The sequence below is a fragment of the Paenibacillus sp. JJ1683 genome (assembly GCF_053006485.1).
Genome location: NZ_CM129820.1, coordinates 3,803,255 through 3,821,448, shown reverse-complemented (window position 1 = coordinate 3,821,448; position 18,194 = coordinate 3,803,255). Strand labels below are relative to the sequence as shown.

18 protein-coding genes are annotated in these 18,194 nt (G+C 45.8%); all 18 read left to right on the top strand.

Annotation, left to right across the window (positions count from 1 at the left end; genetic code table 11):
- Nucleotides 1-316: 316 nt before the first annotated feature.
- The 18 genes from yqfC to ACUC6J_RS16240 all read left to right on the top strand — a co-directional run bounded on the left by yqfC (nucleotide 317) and on the right by ACUC6J_RS16240 (nucleotide 18,136).
- On the top strand, nucleotides 317-610 hold the full coding sequence (yqfC, locus tag ACUC6J_RS16325) for a sporulation protein YqfC (protein ID WP_016821590.1): 294 nt from the start codon (nucleotides 317-319) through the stop codon (nucleotides 608-610).
- The gene (yqfD, locus tag ACUC6J_RS16320) at nucleotides 607-1,800 is read left to right on the top strand and encodes a sporulation protein YqfD (protein ID WP_017428158.1); all 1,194 of its coding nucleotides are present in this window, start codon (nucleotides 607-609) and stop codon (nucleotides 1,798-1,800) included. The genes yqfC and yqfD overlap by 4 nt, the downstream gene beginning before the upstream one ends.
- Nucleotides 1,801-1,806: 6 nt before the next feature.
- A complete protein-coding gene (locus tag ACUC6J_RS16315; RefSeq protein WP_016821588.1) occupies nucleotides 1,807-2,778 on the top strand; it encodes a PhoH family protein in 972 nt (323 codons plus the stop codon).
- Nucleotides 2,779-2,873: 95 nt separating this feature from the next.
- The gene (locus ACUC6J_RS16310) at nucleotides 2,874-5,120 is read left to right on the top strand and encodes an HD family phosphohydrolase (RefSeq protein WP_016821587.1); all 2,247 of its coding nucleotides are present in this window, start codon (nucleotides 2,874-2,876) and stop codon (nucleotides 5,118-5,120) included.
- Between the two features lie 55 nt (nucleotides 5,121-5,175).
- Nucleotides 5,176-5,673 carry an rRNA maturation RNase YbeY gene (ybeY, locus tag ACUC6J_RS16305; RefSeq protein ID WP_016821586.1) on the top strand — a complete coding sequence of 166 codons (498 nt, stop codon included), beginning with the start codon at nucleotides 5,176-5,178 and terminating at the stop codon, nucleotides 5,671-5,673.
- A complete protein-coding gene (locus ACUC6J_RS16300; protein WP_016821585.1) occupies nucleotides 5,673-6,047 on the top strand; it encodes a diacylglycerol kinase family protein in 375 nt (124 codons plus the stop codon). Before ybeY ends, ACUC6J_RS16300 begins: the two co-directional genes overlap by 1 nt.
- Before the next feature lie 56 nt (nucleotides 6,048-6,103).
- Nucleotides 6,104-7,006, top strand: coding sequence for a GTPase Era (gene era / locus ACUC6J_RS16295; protein WP_016821584.1), 903 nt, complete (start codon nucleotides 6,104-6,106; stop codon nucleotides 7,004-7,006).
- Nucleotides 7,007-7,426: 420 nt separating this feature from the next.
- On the top strand, nucleotides 7,427-7,564 hold the full coding sequence (locus ACUC6J_RS16290; RefSeq protein ID WP_013372137.1) for a YqzL family protein: 138 nt from the start codon (nucleotides 7,427-7,429) through the stop codon (nucleotides 7,562-7,564).
- A gap of 42 nt (nucleotides 7,565-7,606) precedes the next feature.
- On the top strand, nucleotides 7,607-8,359 hold the full coding sequence (gene recO / locus ACUC6J_RS16285; protein ID WP_031461796.1) for a DNA repair protein RecO: 753 nt from the start codon (nucleotides 7,607-7,609) through the stop codon (nucleotides 8,357-8,359).
- Between the two features lie 138 nt (nucleotides 8,360-8,497).
- Nucleotides 8,498-8,644: a hypothetical protein gene (locus ACUC6J_RS16280; protein ID WP_153794953.1), complete on the top strand. Its 147-nt coding sequence runs from the start codon at nucleotides 8,498-8,500 to the stop codon at nucleotides 8,642-8,644.
- A 118-nt stretch (nucleotides 8,645-8,762) separates the two neighbouring features.
- Nucleotides 8,763-9,650, top strand: a complete 888-nt coding sequence (glyQ, locus tag ACUC6J_RS16275) for a glycine--tRNA ligase subunit alpha (RefSeq protein ID WP_016821582.1) — start codon at nucleotides 8,763-8,765, stop codon at nucleotides 9,648-9,650.
- Entirely contained in the window at nucleotides 9,643-11,718 is a 2,076-nt protein-coding gene (gene glyS / locus ACUC6J_RS16270; protein ID WP_025365356.1) for a glycine--tRNA ligase subunit beta, read from the top strand. Before glyQ ends, glyS begins: the two co-directional genes overlap by 8 nt.
- Before the next feature lie 122 nt (nucleotides 11,719-11,840).
- Nucleotides 11,841-12,317, top strand: coding sequence for a YaiI/YqxD family protein (locus ACUC6J_RS16265; RefSeq protein ID WP_017428153.1), 477 nt, complete (start codon nucleotides 11,841-11,843; stop codon nucleotides 12,315-12,317).
- Nucleotides 12,310-14,184, top strand: a complete 1,875-nt coding sequence (gene dnaG, locus ACUC6J_RS16260; protein ID WP_017428152.1) for a DNA primase — start codon at nucleotides 12,310-12,312, stop codon at nucleotides 14,182-14,184. The genes ACUC6J_RS16265 and dnaG overlap by 8 nt, the downstream gene beginning before the upstream one ends.
- 42 nt (nucleotides 14,185-14,226) lie before the next feature.
- Complete coding sequence (gene rpoD / locus ACUC6J_RS16255; RefSeq protein WP_007431230.1) at nucleotides 14,227-15,360, top strand: RNA polymerase sigma factor RpoD; 1,134 nt, start codon at nucleotides 14,227-14,229, stop codon at nucleotides 15,358-15,360.
- A gap of 87 nt (nucleotides 15,361-15,447) precedes the next feature.
- Nucleotides 15,448-16,287 carry a hypothetical protein gene (locus ACUC6J_RS16250; RefSeq protein WP_016821578.1) on the top strand — a complete coding sequence of 280 codons (840 nt, stop codon included), beginning with the start codon at nucleotides 15,448-15,450 and terminating at the stop codon, nucleotides 16,285-16,287.
- Entirely contained in the window at nucleotides 16,284-17,045 is a 762-nt protein-coding gene (locus ACUC6J_RS16245) for a tRNA (adenine(22)-N(1))-methyltransferase (RefSeq protein WP_447249100.1), read from the top strand. The genes ACUC6J_RS16250 and ACUC6J_RS16245 overlap by 4 nt, the downstream gene beginning before the upstream one ends.
- Nucleotides 17,021-18,136: a Nif3-like dinuclear metal center hexameric protein gene (locus ACUC6J_RS16240; RefSeq protein ID WP_016821576.1), complete on the top strand. Its 1,116-nt coding sequence runs from the start codon at nucleotides 17,021-17,023 to the stop codon at nucleotides 18,134-18,136. Before ACUC6J_RS16245 ends, ACUC6J_RS16240 begins: the two co-directional genes overlap by 25 nt.
- Nucleotides 18,137-18,194 lie beyond the last annotated feature (58 nt).

Here is an 18,194-nt window from a genome sequence, read left to right as displayed (position 1 = left end):
TGGTCTTTTTCCTCTTTAATATTGCAGTTGCTACGAATTGTAAGTTTAGCCTCATAAATGCGATGACTGGATCATAAAATGTACAGTACAGATATCTGTGACGCTGGTGTAACAGTGTCCAGTGATGATTGAGACATAGGATAAACCGAATAGTCATAACAAGCGATTAAAAAAGCAGCATAGCTGCCGTCAAACAACTGTGGAGTGCTAATGGTAATAACAAAAGATTATAAAAAAAGCAGCATAGCTGCCATCAAAACAACTATTAGCCGTTGGATAACAGTTGTTCTGATGACAGGAAAGGAGATTTCGCCGTATGAGCCGGATGAGCCGCAAACTGCGAAAGTGGGCCAGCGAGACGTTGGAGCTTCCGCAGGATATTCTATTTGATCTGCCGCGGTTAACCCTCATCGGCAGCCGCCAGCTTTATGTAGAAAATCACCGGGGTGTGGTGGATTTTACACCAGACCAGCTCGTACTTGCACTTGCGCAAGGCAGGCTAAGAGTGTCAGGCCATGATCTAATCATTACGTCTATCCTGCCAGACCAGGTAAGTGTAGAGGGACATATTACGGATATTCAATTGGAAGGAACGGAGGAAGGCTCGTGAAACATCCCGCTTTAGCAAAGCTGCGTGGCACGGTTACCCTAGCTGTCGAGGGCGAAAGTGTGGAAGCTTTCATTAATTTACTCACTGATCACCATATACCTGTTTGGAACGTGCGGCCGATGGGTACTAGACTTGCAGAAATGAACCTTCTGCTGCCGCACGTCTTCCTGTTGCGTCCGCTTTTGAGAAGGACAGGCTGCAAAATGCATGTTCTCAAACGTCAAGGACTTCCTTTTACTGCTGTACGACTCGCCAAACGTAAATTTTTTCTCGCAGGACTGGCCTTGTTCTGGATAGGACTCCTGCTGATGTCATCGCTCATCTGGGACATTGAAGTGAAGGGGAATGACAAGCTCCCAACGGAAGCTGTTCTCAAAGCAGCCCGACAGGAGGGGCTTTATCCGTTTCAATGGAGTTTTCGCCTTTCCAGCCAGGACAAGCTTTCGCGCGCACTCATGCAGAAGCTTCCAGAGGCATCCTGGATCGGTGTGGAAAGGCAGGGAACCTTGGTGACAATTCAGGTCGTTGAAGCTTCACAGCCTACTCCCCCGCCGCTCTACAGTCCACGTCATCTCATCAGTAAGGCGGACGCGGTAGTCACTGAAATTTTTGCCGAGCAGGGACGTCCTGTTGTGCATAAAAATACACGGGTCAAAAAAGGAGCTATTCTCATTTCAGGAACGCTTGGAGATGAGGAGAATCAGCAACAGGTCGTAGCCAAAGGAGAGATTAAGGGGCTTGTGTGGCATGAATATGAAATTAGTAGTCCCATGGTACGACGCAGCAGCACATATACGGGGAATAGCCACGATCGCTTGTATCTGGTGCTAGGCAACCGTGCGATACAATTGTGGGGATATGGGAAAATACCTTATTCTACACATAAAACAACCGTTGAACATGATCCGCTAACATGGCGTTCTTACAAACTTCCGATGGGTTGGATGAATGAAAGTGTGAGGGAGACCAAGATACAAGAGCAGAAGTTAACGGAAACAGAAGCCAAAATGTCAGGAATAGAAGGCGCACGCGCGGATATTTTAGCTAAATACGGCAAAGGAACGAAAATAATGAGCCAAAAAATTTTGCATGAGAAGAGAGAGAATGGTAAAGTTTATATGAAAGTACTTTTTGAAGTGGAACAGGATATTGCGGAAGAACTTCCGTTAGTTCATAACCAAGGAGAATGAGGCTATTTGGCAGAACAACAACGCAGCATACAAATTGCATTGAACAGTGCGGGAGAAGGTCAGGCGTTATTCGGCCCGCAGGATTCCTTTTTAAAATTGATCGAAGCAGCTATTCCTGCAAAAATAGCATCTCGTGAGGCGGAAATTAATGTTTTTGGAGATGCTCACGAAGTGGAAGTGCTCGAACAATTGTTCGATGTTTTGCTCCAGTTAATTCGTAATGGGTATATACTGACCGAAAGGGATGTCCATTATGCGATTGAGCTGGCAAAAGATCTGCGCGCCGATCAGTTGCTTGATTTGTTCAAGGGAGAAATTACGACAACGTTTCGGGGCAAACCGATTCGTGTCAAAACGATTGGACAGAAGCACTATGTAACCACGATTAAAAAACGCGATATTGTATTTGGGATTGGCCCAGCGGGTACTGGTAAAACCTATCTGGCTGTAGTGCTGGCCGTAGCTGCTCTAAAGGAAGGTTCAGTCAAGCGTATTGTACTGACTCGTCCTGCGGTAGAAGCTGGTGAGAACTTGGGTTTTTTGCCCGGGGATTTACAGGAAAAGGTTGATCCGTATTTACGCCCGTTGTATGATGCCCTATACGATGTGATGGGTCCTGAGCAGACGGCAAAAGCGTTGGAGCGCGGGTTGATAGAAATTGCGCCACTGGCTTATATGCGGGGTCGTACGCTGGATGACTCATTTATTATTTTGGATGAAGCCCAAAATACCACACCAGAACAAATGAAAATGTTTTTGACTCGACTTGGCTTCGGTTCCAAAATGGTTATTACCGGCGATGTTACACAAATTGATTTACCTCGTGGCAAAAAATCCGGTCTAATTGAAGCAAATGCGATTTTAAAAGGGATTGAGGAAATAGGCTTTGTCCAGTTTGCGGAAGAGGATGTTGTCCGTCATTCCCTGGTTCAAAAAATCATCGTCGCTTATGACCGTGTTGCTGAAAATCAAGCATAAGCCCTTGAGCACGAGTATAGTGGGTATGATCAGAAAACGAACAAAATGAGCAGCATAGCTGCCTTGAAAAAGATGATGGAGAGGGATTGTTTTAGATGACCTCGAAGGAATTATCTAAAGGAAAAACGTTCCAGCATAGAATGAATGGATGGAAGTATAGCGTGGCGACACGCTATCTTCTGTTTTTATTTTTGGTGGTTCTTTTTTATGTGGGTTTTGCGTCCAAGCTGCTTCCCGAACGCTATGACATCCGGGTGAATCAACCGAGTGAAAAGGAAATTGTCGCTCCAATGCAGCTTCCTAACAGTAAGGCGACTTTGAAGGCCCAAGAGGAATCTGCTGAGCGCGTGCAGCCCATGTATACTATTGTACCGATCCGTAACGATAACCTGATTACCGGTATTTTGGATCGAATTGAACGGCTCAATCAGGATGATCAGGTCTCCAGAGCGGACAAGATTTCGATTTATAAGGATGAGATTCCTCAACGTGCACGGGAATTCGTGCAAAATTTTGTGAACAACAGCCGTAATGCGGATGCCTACCCAGATAAATTGCTGGATGAGGTACTGGAAAAAACGAAAGAGCAAACGTACCGAATCCCAGAGGAGACGTACATCAAAATTCCGCGACTTACATCTGAGGATATTGCCGAAATGCGGCCCGTAGCCCGTGAGATTGTAACAGGATTGATGAATGATCAAATTACGGATGCCCAGACGGCTCGAGCCAAGGTAGCTGAACGGGTGAGTACAAGCTCTCTTACTAAACGTACCTCTCGGGAGGTTGTTCAGGAACTTGCAAGGCTTGTGATTACAGCCAACAAGTTTTATGATGATACAGCTACGAAGGACGCTAAAGTACAGGCTCGTGAAGATACACCGACAGTTTACATTAAACAGGGTGAAGTACTTGTTAAAAAGGGTGAGATTATTACCCAGGAAATCTATACACTGCTTGATGAGAATGAACTGCTCAAGGATAAAATCAACTATTGGCCACAATTTGGCCTGCTGTTACTGTCTATGATGCTGGCATTGGGTCTGTTTATGTATATTCGTCAATTTCAATCACGAACACGAAACTTCAAGTATAATAATGCACAGTTGCTCATGCTGGTGTTAATCTTTGTGATTACAGTGGGAGCTATGCTGTTAATTTCTATACTGCAGACTAGTGAACGATCCTACCTCGGCTATCTGGCACCTATCGCACTTGGAGCTATGCTTGTAACGTTGTTGCTTGATATGTCGCTGGCATTCGTATGTGCCGTTATATTCAGTATATTGGCAAGTGTTATTTTGAATGTTCGTCAGGGACAAATTTTTGATTTTAATTTTGGGTTTTTTGCCCTTGTGGTCTGTCTGGCGTCGATTTTTTCTACCCACCGGGCCAGCCAGCGTTCAACGCTGTTCAAGGGATCTATTATGGTATGCCTGTTCGGGGCTCTGGCTGTTTTTTCTCTGGCGCTGATTGACCAAGGAAACTGGACTCAAACAACGACACTCTATGGGGTAGCCTTTGCTTTTGCAGGCGGTCTGGTTACAGCGATCCTTGTTATAGGGCTAATGCCATTTTTTGAATCTACCTTTGGCATCTTGTCGGCACTGAAGCTTGTCGAATTGTCAAATCCCAATCATCCATTGCTCCGCAAGCTACTTACCGAGACTCCCGGAACATATCATCATAGTGTAATGGTAGGTAATCTGTCGGAGGCCGCAGCGGAGGCTATAGGAGCAAATGGATTGTTGTGCCGGGTTGGTTCGTATTATCATGACATTGGTAAAACCAAAAGGCCTTCGTACTTCATTGAAAATCAAAATGGGATGGAAAATCCGCATGATACAATAGAGCCCAAGCTAAGTAAATCCATCATTATAGCCCATGCCCGTGATGGTGTGGAAATGCAATTGGATTACAAGCTACCCAAGCCGATTCGTGATATAGCCGAACAACACCACGGAACGACATTCCTGCACTATTTTTACCACAAGGCATTGCGTGAGGCGGAAGAACGGGGGGTGGAGCCTGACTTCACAGAGGATGATTTCCGTTATCCGGGACCGAAGGCTCAGTCGAAAGAGGCTGCTGTAGTAGGAATTGCTGATAGTGTGGAAGCAGCAGTTCGATCCTTGCGAAAACCTACGGTGGAGCAGGTAGAATCCATGATTGAAAAAATTATTAAGAGCCGTCTTGATGATCACCAGTTTAACGACTGTGAACTGACCATGAGGGAGCTTGATATCGTGGCCCAAACGCTCAAGGAAACAGTAATGGGAATTTTTCATTCCCGTATTGAATATCCAGAGGAAAGACCTAAGCCCGAAAGTGGAAAAGCTTAATATTACTTGTGCATGAAGCACAGCTAAAGCATTAGAATTAAAAGGAGCGGTCGGCATGGGCCTTCAATTAGCTTGGAATAATGAACAAAACGATATGGTAATTAACGAATCGTTGATCACGCTGCTGAACACCTTATTAGAGGAGGCTGGCAAAGCGGAAGGGGTTATGGACGGTGAGGTTGCCCTTACTTTCGTGAATGATGATCAAATACATGAGTTGAACAGGGATTATCGCGGAATTGATCGTCCTACTGATGTGTTGTCTTTTGCTATGAAGGAAACACTAGATGAAGAGCTTGAAATAATTTACGAACCGACGGAAGAAAATCCTTTAAACGATGTACCGGATGTTCTAGGAGATATTATTATTTCTGTACAGACAGCCCAAGCTCAAAGCGAAGAATATGGACATTCGATTGAGCGTGAAATCGGTTTTTTGTTTGTTCACGGTTTTCTGCATCTGTTAGGCTATGATCATCAAGACGATGCAAGTGAAGCGGAAATGATGGGTAAGCAGGAAGCTGTGCTGGCTCAAGTGGGGTTGACACGGTAATGAGACGTCAGCCTTGGAGAATGACCTTTCGCTATGCCGCAGAAGGCGTGGTATACGCTCTGCGTACGCAAGTAAATATGCGGATACATGCGGTCGTGGCGCTCCTTGTCATTGTGGCAGGGTTAACTCTGCGCATCTCCCGGCTCGACTGGTTATTCGTGTGCATGGCCATTGCCATAGTCATGGTAGCCGAACTGATCAACACCGCTGTTGAAGCAGCGGTGGATCTAATCTCACCTGATATTCATCCGCTGGCCAAAGCGGCTAAAGACACCGCCGCCGGAGCCGTGCTCCTGGCAGCGGTTTTTGCTGTAATTATTGGCATATTTGTATTTTATAGACCTTTGTTGACGTTAATGAGTCAGCTGCTTTAATGAAAAAAACAAAAATAAAAATTAGGTGCTTAATCGCGCTGGAGGAAATAAAAAAAATGGCTAAGAAACAGTTTAAATCCGGCTTTGTCGCAATTGTTGGCAGACCCAATGTCGGAAAATCAACATTGATGAACCATGTCATTGGGCAGAAGATTGCCATCATGTCAGACAAACCCCAAACGACACGGAATAAAATTCACGGTGTATACACCACAGAGGACACACAAATTGTATTTTTGGATACACCGGGGATTCACAAGCGCCAGTCAAAACTGGGCGATTATATGAATCAGACCGCTTTTAATACATTGGGTGAGGTAGAAGCGGTACTTTTTTTGATTGACGCTGCTGAAGGTTTGGGCGGAGGCGACCGTTTTATTGCGGAACAGCTTAAACAAGTCAAAACACCAGTTATATTGGTGTTGAATAAAATTGACCGCATTGAGCCGGAGGCATTGTTGCCCCTGATTGAGCAGTATCGCAAGTTGTATGACTTTGCGGAAATTGTGCCGATCTCGGCCAAAATGGGCAATAATGTAAACACTCTGTTGGACCAGATTCAAAAATACTTGCCAGAAGGTCCGCAATATTATCCTGATGACCAAATTACCGACCATCCAGAGCAGTTTGTCATTGCCGAGCTGGTTCGGGAAAAGATTTTGCACATGACACGTGAGGAAGTACCCCATTCTATTGCGGTTATGATTGAAGACATGAAAGTACAGGATAATGGTGTAGTGCATATTATGGCGGTTATTTTTGTAGAGCGTGATTCCCAGAAGGGGATCATTATCGGCAAACAGGGAGCCATGCTCAAAGAGGTGGGCAAACAAGCTCGCCAGGATATCCAAAATTTGCTAGGCTCCAAAATTTTCTTGGAACTTTGGGTTAAAGTCAAAAAAGACTGGCGTAATCAGGAACGTGTCCTTCGTGACCTGGGCTTCCATCGCGACGCTTAAAAGCAGATATCGATATCTACCATCACTTTGGTCATCAAAGGTCTATTGAGGCTAAAATTGATATTAAATAATATATATAGCTGTTGTAAGTATCATAAAAAAGCCGTCTCGACCTCTACGAGCGCCGCGCATAAGCGGCGCTTAACTTCTTGCTCTTTTACTCTTTTCTTCCAGCGATGAAATAAGGAGTGCTTTTTAAAAGAGTTATTGTAACTGTATGCACGTTGTAGCGGAGCGAAGAATTTGAATCTGAAGAAGCGTCAGCGTTCGTAAGATCAAATCATTCGCGAAGCGGTGACCAGACCGTACACAGTAGCCTTTTTCAACGTAATCCATTAATTTCATCGCATACTTCTTCCCTCTTCGCATCATCCTATTTTTGAGATGCAGACGTCATTTCCGAAGAAAGGATGAATACGAATGCGAGATTTTTCGTGGAAGTATTTTGCGATGACTGGAGATGTCGGTGCGTATCTGTTATACAGGGAGAGCGCCGTGACAAGGGAGCAAGACACGGATGAAGGAGAGTCGGACGAGCATGAAGAAGCCCGTGAATAGAGCGAACCACTGGCTTCTTCGCGAATGTTTGGGGGAAGAAGCATGCTTTACAGGATGGAAGGAATCGTCATCCGCAGCATGGATTACGGTGAGGGGAACAAAATTATTACGCTTTGCACCGAAAGCGGAGGCAAAGTAGGAGTGCTGGTCAGAGGCGCGAAAAAATCCAAAAGCCGTCATGCTGCTTTAACGCAGCCGTTTACGTACGGTGAATTTGTTTTTTTTCGTAACACAGGCTTAGGCACACTGAATGCCGGTGAAATTATCCAATCCCACCATACACTGCGCGAGGATATTACAAAGGCTGCTTACGCTTCCTATGCTTGTGAACTGCTTGATCGGGTATTACAGGATGAGGAAACAGGTGCATTTTGGTTTAAGCAGCTCAAAGCCTGTTTGGAGGCATTGGAGAGTGGCAAGGATCCGCTGATCGTCATGAGTATTTATGAATTTAAAATATTGCAGGCGGCCGGATATGCACCTCAGCTTGATGCTTGTATTTCAAGCGGTCAACAATGTGCTGATGAGGATATGTTTATCAGTCCGAGGTTAGGTGGGGTTTTGTGTCGGGGCTACAAGCATTTTGATCCAGCTGCGTTGAGTGTTGCTCCACGTACGTTGAAGTTGCTGCGCTTGTTCGCCCGAATGGATCTAAATCGACTCGGCAATATCGACGTGAAGGACTCCACCAAGCTGGAGATCAAACATGTCATGCGTCAGTTCATGGATATGCAGTTGGAGGTTAAACTGAAATCCCGTAATTTCCTGGATCAGCTTGACAAGTACGATATGTGAAATACGGTGTTCTCTTGACTGTATCCCTGAAAAAGTGTAATATCCTACTATATATCTCCTTTGGGAGCAGATGCATTGAACGAGAAAGTAACGAGACGTATTCTCTGTAGTTAGCGAGTTGGGGACGGTGTAAGCCCAGTGGGAATTGTTCGTGAACATGGCACTCGGGAGCGTCTGAATGGACACGGAAAAGAGGATTACGATCTGACTGGTGATGTAGGATCGCAATCAAGTAGGGTGGAACCGCGGGAGTCAGCTCTCGTCCCTACGTCTGTACAGGCGTAGAGGCGGGGGCTTTTTGCTGTCTCTAGCAAGGCTTATGGGATAAATTAGCCCTGTACATATGAGCTTAATGTTTAGAAATCACCAACATTTTAGGGAATTGGAAAGGAAGCGTGTGCCCATGAATTTTCAGCAGATGATTTTAACGCTGCAACAATTTTGGTCTGAACACAACTGTATTATTGTACAGCCTTATGATACGGAAAAAGGGGCAGGTACGATGAACCCGATGACGTATTTACGTTCAATTGGACCTGAGCCGTGGAACGTAGCTTACGTTGAGCCTTCTCGCCGTCCGTCTGACGGACGTTATGGTGAGAACCCGAACCGCCTGTATCAGCATCATCAGTTTCAAGTGGTTTTGAAGCCTTCACCTGATAATATTCAGGAATTGTATTTGGAGAGTTTGAACCGTTTGGGGATTAACCCACTGGAGCATGATATTCGTTTCGTGGAAGACAACTGGGAAGCACCGACGCTGGGAGCCTGGGGGTTAGGTTGGGAAGTATGGCTGGACGGTATGGAAATTACCCAATTCACGTACTTCCAGCAAGTGGGTGGTATTGATGCCAGTCCGGTTGCGGTTGAAATTACCTACGGTATGGAGCGTCTTGCTTCCTACATCCAGGACAAGGAAAATGTGTTCGATTTGGAATGGGTCAATGGAATCTCGTACGGTGATGTTTTCCATCAACCAGAATTTGAGCATTCCAAGTATACGTTTGAAGTATCTGATGTCAAAATGCTATTTACTCTTTTTAATATGTATGAAGAAGAGGCGAATAAAGCGATGGCGCAGCATCTTGTATTCCCAGCCTATGATTATGTGCTGAAATGTTCTCACACGTTCAACTTGCTGGACGCTCGCGGAGCAATCAGTGTAACGGAACGGACTGGCTTTATTATACGAGTACGCAATTTGGCGCGCCAGGTCGCTGCGACCTATCTAGAGGAGCGCGAGAAGCTGGGCTTCCCGCTGTTGAAGAAAGGAGGTGCGGCAAATGTCTAAGGATTTATTGTTTGAAATCGGGCTGGAAGAAGTGCCTGCACGTTTTATCCCGAATGCGATTCAGCAGTTGAAGGAACGTATGACAGCGTGGCTCGACAGCTCGCGTATTGCTTACAGTGCTGTAGAGGCTTATGCTACACCTCGTCGTTTGGCAGTACTTGTTAAGGAAGTGGCAGAGAAGCAAGAAGATATTAACGAAGAAGTTAAAGGACCTTCCCGCAAAATCGCACTTGATGAAGCCGGTAACTGGAGTAAGGCTGCTCTAGGCTTTGCCCGTAGCCAAGGTGTTGATCCTGAACAGTTCACGTTCAAAGAGCTTGGAGGCGTGGAATATATTTACGCGACCAAGAGCAGCATAGGTGTACCGACGGCAGATGTGCTGTCTGAAGGTTTACTACACATTTTACATGCCATGACATTCCCTAAATTTATGCGCTGGGCGAGTTATGACTTTAAATTTGTTCGTCCAATCCGCTGGTTGGTAGCCTTGTTTGGCAACGATATTGTTAATTTGGAGATTGCTGGCGTACAGTCAGGGAATGTGACAAGAGGACATCGTTTCCTTGGACAGGAGGCCATTGTAGAAAGCCCGGCGGACTATGTCGAAGTACTTCGCAAGCAGCATGTCATTGTGGACATTGAGGAACGTCAATCGCTTATTGTGAAGCAGATTGAAGCACTTGCAGCCGAAAAAGACTGGACGATTGCGGTCAAGGACGATTTGCTGGAAGAAGTGCTGTATCTGGTGGAAACTCCAACAGTGTTGTTCGGAGGCTTTGACCCTGCGTTCCTGAACATTCCGAAGGATGTATTGATTACTTCCATGCGTGAACATCAACGCTATTTCCCAGTGCTGGATCGCACAGGAAAGCTGCTGCCATACTTTGTTACGGTACGTAATGGTGGCAGTCAATCACTGGAAGTCATTGCAAAAGGAAACGAAAAAGTATTGCGTGCGCGGCTGTCTGATGCCAAATTCTTCTATGAAGAAGATCAGAAGCTGGAAATTAAGGATGCACTCTCCAAGCTGGAAAGCATCGTTTTCCACGAAGAGCTCGGAACGGTTGGAGACAAAGTGCGCCGGATTCGCCGCATTGCCGATGCTCTGGCAGAGAAGCTACGTGTTTCCCAAGATACACAGGAATCGGTTAGCCGAGCAGCAGATATTTGTAAATTTGACCTTGTAACACAAATGGTCTATGAATTTCCGGAACTGCAAGGGGTTATGGGCGAAGATTATGCTCGTAAGGCTGGAGAGAAGGAAGAAGTGGCAAGAGCGGTGTTTGAGCATTACCAGCCGCGATTCGCAGGTGAAACGGTTCCTTCAACGAACGCTGGAGCGATTGTAAGTATCGCAGACAAGATAGATACCATTACAGGCTGCTTCTCCATCGGCATTATTCCGACAGGTTCACAGGACCCTTACGCGCTTCGTCGCCAGGCAGCGGGTATCGTGCAGATCCTGTTAGATCGTAAGCTTTCGGCTACGTTGTCTGATGTGTTCAATATCGCGCTTGATGTGCACAGCAACTTTGGAAATATGAAACGTTCCGCAGATGAAATACGTAAAGAATTACATGAGTTTTTCGGATTACGCGTGAAGAAACTATTGTCCGAGACACTTCGTTATGACGTTGTGGATGCTGTGCTTTCAGCTGGATATGACGATGTTGCTTCCGTTGTTAACCGCGGAGCTGCGTTAATGACTGCTGTACAAACAGGGGATGCCTTCAAGGCAACAGTCGAGTCTTTTAATCGCGTAGGTAATTTGGCTGCTAAAGCAGTTCATAAGTCAGTGAATACGGGTGAATTTACGGAACAGGGCGAGAAAAACCTATATGAAGCATGGTATGGCGCCTATGAGTCTTATTGTACAGCTTTACAGGAAGGTGATGCGACACAAGCATTGACGCTTGCTTCATCCATTACTCCTGCGGTGACGGCGTTCTTTGATTCCGTTATGGTTATGGCTGAGGATGATGCTGTACGTAATAATCGTTTGGCATTGCTGGCTGCTATTGACTCAGAATTGAAGCGTTTTGCTGATTTTTCCAAGCTTGTAGTTTAAACGTCGGTTGTGGTAGTATGAACAACTTGAAAAAATGGGTATAAATATACGGAACGGTGTAAGAGTGATCTTGCAGCCGTTCCGTATTTTACTCGAATGCGGATGCGAGATGGGGGATGTTCATGGGAGGGTCCGGAAATTTCCCGGATATACGGATCGTTGTTGACGGGGACGCTTGTCCGGTTAAAAGTGAAATAGCAGAGACAGCTTCCCGTTTTCATATTGACGTTATTATGGTATCTTCATATGATCATCTCATTCAGGGCAGCAAAGGCGTAAGCGTTGTTAAAGTAGACCGAAGCGACCAGAGTGCCGATCTCTATATTGCCAATCATATCCGCCGCGGAGATATTGTAACAACCAACGACTATGGTCTTGCTGCACTTGCCTTGGCAAAAGGGTGTGAAGTGATGTCTTTTCGCGGAACGATGTATCGAAACGATTCGATAGACTTCATGCTGGACCGACGCCACACTTCTGCCAAAGAACGGAAAAAAGGACGTTATGGAAAAGGTCCTAAACCGTTTACATTAGAGGATCGTGAAGTTTTTCAACATAAACTGACAAAACTTTTACTTCGCTTGCAGGAGAATGAATAACGGTATCGAATTATATTTACGTGCTAAAGAGATGAAGGTGGTTAATATGAGTGCCGGACAAGGTAACATACCGGACGATATCATCGAGTCAGTTTTACAACATCATGATATTGTAGATACGGTAAGCAAGTACGTGCATTTGACCAAACAGGGGAAATATATGAAAGGCCTCTGTCCTTTTCATTCCGAAAAAACCCCTTCATTCACCGTGACACCGGATCGTCAGATTTTTTACTGCTACGGCTGCGGCGCGGGAGGCAATGCCATCAAGTTCATGATGGAAATCGAAGGACTATCCTTTCCCGAAGCTGTCAGGACAATGGCAGAAGAAAGTCATATTCCGCTCGGCGAATGGCAGGGACGTGATTCATCGCATCAGCATCCTGAGTTGGACAGGCTGTTGCAAGCGTATGAACTAACATCTAAGATGTACCATTTTTTGCTTAAAAATACGGAGCACGGCAAACCAGCCATGGAATATTTGCGTTCACGGGGATTCAGTGACAAGATCATTGACCAATTCCAAATTGGCTATGCACCCAACCGATGGGATACGATCGTTCAGTTTCTAGAGAAGCGTTCTTTTGATCCTGTCGAGATGGAGAAGGGAGGGCTTATTTCTCCCCGACATGAGGGTGACGGATATGTAGATCGATTCAGAGATCGTATCATGTTTCCCATTTGGAATCGAAACGGAAAAGTTATTGCCTTTGCGGGCCGTATACTTGGCGAGGGGCAGCCGAAGTATTTGAACTCACCGGAGACCAAGCTATTTAACAAAAGCCGAACGCTGTACAATCTCCATCATGCTAAAACCTCAATTCGCAAGCTTCGTCAAAGTGTTCTTTTTGAAGGTTATGGCGATGTGATCTCGGCATGGGAAGCTGGCGTACAAAATGGAGTGGCCGCTATGGGGACTGCTCTAACGGAGCATCATGCTACGATGTTAAAGGGACTGTGCGACGAGGTTATTATTTGTTATGATGGTGACCGGGCAGGACAAGCGGCAGCGCTTAAAAATTTTCCGCTGTTGGAAAATGCGGGACTTCACGTAAAAGTAGCGTTGGTCAGCGACGGTATGGACCCGGATGATTTTATCCGGCAATACGGCGCCGAACGATTTCAGCGCCAAATTATCGAAAGTGCTGTTTCAACGGTGAAATTTAAGCTTATATATCTGAAAAAAAACCATATACTGCAAGAGGAAGAAGGAAGAATCGCGTATTCCCGCGAAGCATTAAATGTCATTGCACCTCTGTCATCCCCGACTGAGCGGGAAGTGTATCTGCGCGAAGTTTCAGCCGAAGTCAAGGTTGATTTTGAAACCTTAAAGCAAGAATGCAATTTACTCCGCCAAACCCTGCAAAAAAAACAGAACTTTGGGGATAATAACGAAAATGGGTGGAATAATGGTAGGCATAAAAAAGGGCAGGTTTCAACGCCCAATCTGTTGCCGGCTTACCATGTGGCTGAACGTAGGCTGCTTCACTGGATGATGCAGGATTTAGAAGCTGCAGAGTATGTAGAGAAGCATCTGGGGGACGCCTTTAATATTGAGGATCATGCAGCAATTGCTGCTTATCTATATGCCTATTACGCGCAAGGGAAGTTACCGGATACAAGCCGTTTTATTTCATCTTTGCAAGACGACCGACTGGAGAAGAACGTAAGTTCGATCATGATGATGGATGCTCCAGGCGTATGGGCACCGCACATTTTGGATGATTATATTCGTCAAGTGCGAAAATTTCCATTGCAGGAGCAACTGGATTTGAAAAGGGAAGAAATGAGAACCGCTGAGCGCTTAGGTGATTTTTTGCGTGCAGCACAAATTGCAAGTGAGATTATAGCCCTAGAGAGACAATGAACACACAGAGGTCGGATGTTTCTAGGAGGAGGGAGTCGAAAGATGGCGAATGATCAGCATACTGAACTGGAGACGGAATTAACACTGGATCAGGTCAAAGATCAACTGATTGAGTTGGGTAAAAAAAGTTCCTCTCTGAACTACAAAGATATCATGGAAAAACTGTCGCCGTTTGATCAGGACCCCGAGCAAATGGATGAGTTTTATGAGCAGCTGGGTGACTTGGGGATTGAGGTTGTAAATGACAACGACGAAGAAGTTACCAGATTGCGTCAAAATGACGACCCGGAAAACAATGACGGGGATGATTTTAATTTCGATGACGATCTGAGCCTGCCTCCCGGTATTAAAATTAATGACCCAGTCCGGATGTACTTGAAGGAAATCGGTCGTGTACCGCTGCTTTCTGCTGATGATGAGGTGGAGCTTGCCAAACGGATCAATAACGGCGATGAAGAAGCTAAGCGTCGGTTGGCTGAAGCAAACTTGCGTCTGGTTGTAAGTATTGCCAAACGTTATGTTGGTCGTGGCATGCTTTTCCTGGATCTAATTCAAGAAGGTAATATGGGTTTGATTAAGGCAGTAGAAAAATTTGATTACGAAAAAGGCTTTAAATTCAGTACGTACGCAACCTGGTGGATTCGTCAGGCGATTACGCGCGCAATTGCCGATCAGGCTAGAACGATCCGTATTCCGGTGCATATGGTGGAAACGATCAACAAGCTAATTCGTGTATCGCGTCAACTGTTGCAAGAGCTGGGGCGCGAACCTACGCCGGAAGAAGTGGCTGCCGAGATGGAGCTAAGCGTGGAAAAAGTACGGGAAATCATGAAAATTGCCCAAGAACCGGTTTCATTGGAAACACCAATTGGTGAAGAGGATGACTCACATCTGGGGGATTTCATTGAGGATCAGGAAGCATTGGCGCCTGCAGATGCAGCTGCCTATGAGCTTCTGAAGGAACAACTCGAGGATGTACTGGATACGTTGACCGAACGGGAAGAGAATGTTTTGCGTCTCCGTTTTGGTTTGGACGACGGAAGAACCAGAACTCTTGAAGAAGTGGGTAAAGTGTTCGGTGTTACACGTGAACGTATTCGTCAGATTGAGGCCAAAGCGCTGCGTAAGTTGCGCCATCCAAGCCGCAGTAAGCGACTGAAGGATTTCCTCGAATAGAAGCGTAACATTGCGGACCTTCTGCGGCTTGAAGCGCGCAGAAGGTCTTTTTTTATCTCATGGCAGCCTTGGTGGAGGGGAAGAAGCTTGGACCAGGAGAAAAAACGGACAATACTGTTACATGAAATTGAGCATTGGCGGCAGAGTCGACTGCTCCCTGAGCAATATTGCGATTTTCTATCCAACCTGTATCGGGACGATGAAAATCCGGCACAAAGCCAGAACCGTAACAACACTGGGCTGCTTACATATCTTAGACACGGGCATGGGATCGCCTGGCTTCTTGGTTTTGTCATTATTTCCTGCATTTGTTTGATCGGTTTTTATTTTACCGCTTTTCCGTTGGCAATGCAAATATGCTCGGCAAGTGCAGTTACTGCCATTTGCTATGGAATGGCCGCGGTTTGGCGGTCTTCCGAAAAGAGTATGAGTGCAATGTTGAGCACTTTAGGCAGTGCAATTATGCTGGGTTCAGGTGTATGGATCATTCAGCTTCATCAAGGTGAAGCTAAGGTTTGGTTTCTAGTGCTGGTGGGCCTGTGCGGTTTGATATGGTGTCTCGTAGGATTAACTTTGCGCATCAGCTTGCTTCATTACTGTGGTCTTGCTGGGCTGCTTTTAGTGTATGCGGTGCTTATAGGCCGCTATTGGCCTACAGCTACTTTAGTGATGCTTGAGGTATTTTGGATTTTACACGCAGTATTGTTGATTGGATTAAGCTGGTGGGTACATCGCCGCTTTCCCCGTCTCGCGTTGGTTTATTTTACTATAGGACTGACCCTTGTGTTTATGGCGGAAGCAGACACGGTCGTCCTGCGCCATCAAGCAGCAGGGGAAGTGATGTTTTTTAGCATACTGAAGTTGGCTTTTGTCGTAGGGATTTTATTTTGGACTCGAAAAAAATGGATTACGTGGGTGACGTCATGAAACTTTCTCAGCGATTACAATATATTTTGGAACAAATTCCTGCCGGTAGCAGACTGGCTGATATTGGCTCGGATCACGGATTACTCCCTGTGGCTGCAGTGCGCTCTGGCAGAGTATCACAAGCCGTAGCGGGTGAGGTCAACGATGGACCATTGCGTGCGGCTCAAAAGCAGGTAGCTGAAGCAGGCCTTACAGATCGCATTGCGGTTAGAAAAGGGGATGGCTTGGCTGTAGTTAAGGTCAATGAGGTAGATGTTATTACGATAGCGGGCATGGGTGGTGCCTTGATCGCTTCCATTTTGGAGCAAGGGAAAGACAAGCTTGATTCAGTGAAACAGCTTGTTTTACAGCCCAACGTAGGCGAGGATATTTTACGACGCTGGCTAATCAAGCATCAATGGGTATTAATAAACGAACATATTATGGAAAAAGATGGTAAAATATATGAAGTTCTGACAGCAGTGCCTGCTTCCGAAAGCGCACTGAAACAGGACGAGCTGTATCGGCCGTGGGAACTTCCTGGTAGTTCGCTGGTGCTGACAGAGGATTTGTTGATACTACTCGGACCGTTATTGGTCAAAGCACCCAATGAAATCTTTTTTTCTAAATGGCATTTGGAGATTCGCAAGCTTCAGGATGTGCTGGCGCAAGTGGCACGGTCAGATCAGGCATCCGCGCAGCATAAGCAGGAGCAATTGCGCAAGCAAATTGAACAGCTGAAGGAGGTACTTGCATGTTTGCCAAAGGACAGACAGTAATTAGCTATATGGAGCAGCTGGCTCCGAAATACTTGGCAGTTCCAGACGATAAAATTGGTCTTCAACTGGGTAGCCTGCAAAAGGAAATCAAAAGCATATTAGTAGCCCTGGATGTCAATGATGAGGTTGTTGAAGAGGCGATCCGCATAAAAGCTGATCTCATTATTGCGCATCATGCGATTATATTCCGCCCACTTAAAGCTTTGAACACGGACCAGCCTGCAGGCAGATTGTATGAAAAGCTGATCAAGAATGATATTGCTGTCTACATCAGTCATACGAATCTGGATACGGCAGAGGATGGCATGAATGATTGGATGGCAGAAGCACTGGGTATTCAAAGTGAAGGTACGCTGGAGGATGTTCACACCGAGCAATTATTTAAGCTTGTCGTTTTCGTACCCAAAACACATCATCAACGTGTACTGGATGCCGTACTGAATGCGGGAGCTGGACATATCGGTAACTACAGCCATTGCAGCTTTAACATCGATGGTTATGGAACTTTTGTACCGGGTAAAGGCACACAGCCGTTTTTGGGTGAGCCAGGTAAAATGGAACGTAGTGAAGAGGTTCGTATTGAGACTATTGTACCGCAGGGTGTACGCAATAAAGTTGTCCAAGCGATGCTGAAGGCTCATCCTTATGAAGAGGTGGCTTATGACCTTTACTCTATGGATTTGAAAGGCCGTACCTTTGGATTGGGACGAGTGGGCAAGCTCAAGGAAGCCCGCACGTTGCGGGAGTTTGTAGATGTTGTTAAAAACGGTCTCAACGTTGAGCATGTACGTGTGGTGGGTGACTTGGACCGTTGGATCAAAAAAGCAGCCGTGCTTGGAGGCTCTGGCAGTCGCTATGTAAATAAGTCGCTTTTTAAAGGCGCTGACGTATTAGTGACGGGGGATATCGACTATCACACGGCTCACGATGCCCTGATGGCAGGCATTGCTATTATTGACCCTGGACATAACGCAGAAAAGATTATGAAGCCTAAAACCGCAGAATGGATGCGCAAACGCTTGGCAGAAGGTCGATACTCAACGGAAGTATATGTATCAGAAGTGGACACCGAACCTTTTCAATTTTTGTAAAACCTTCACATCTATGAGAAAATAAAGGGGTACTATTACATTTTTTCGTAGGGAGAGG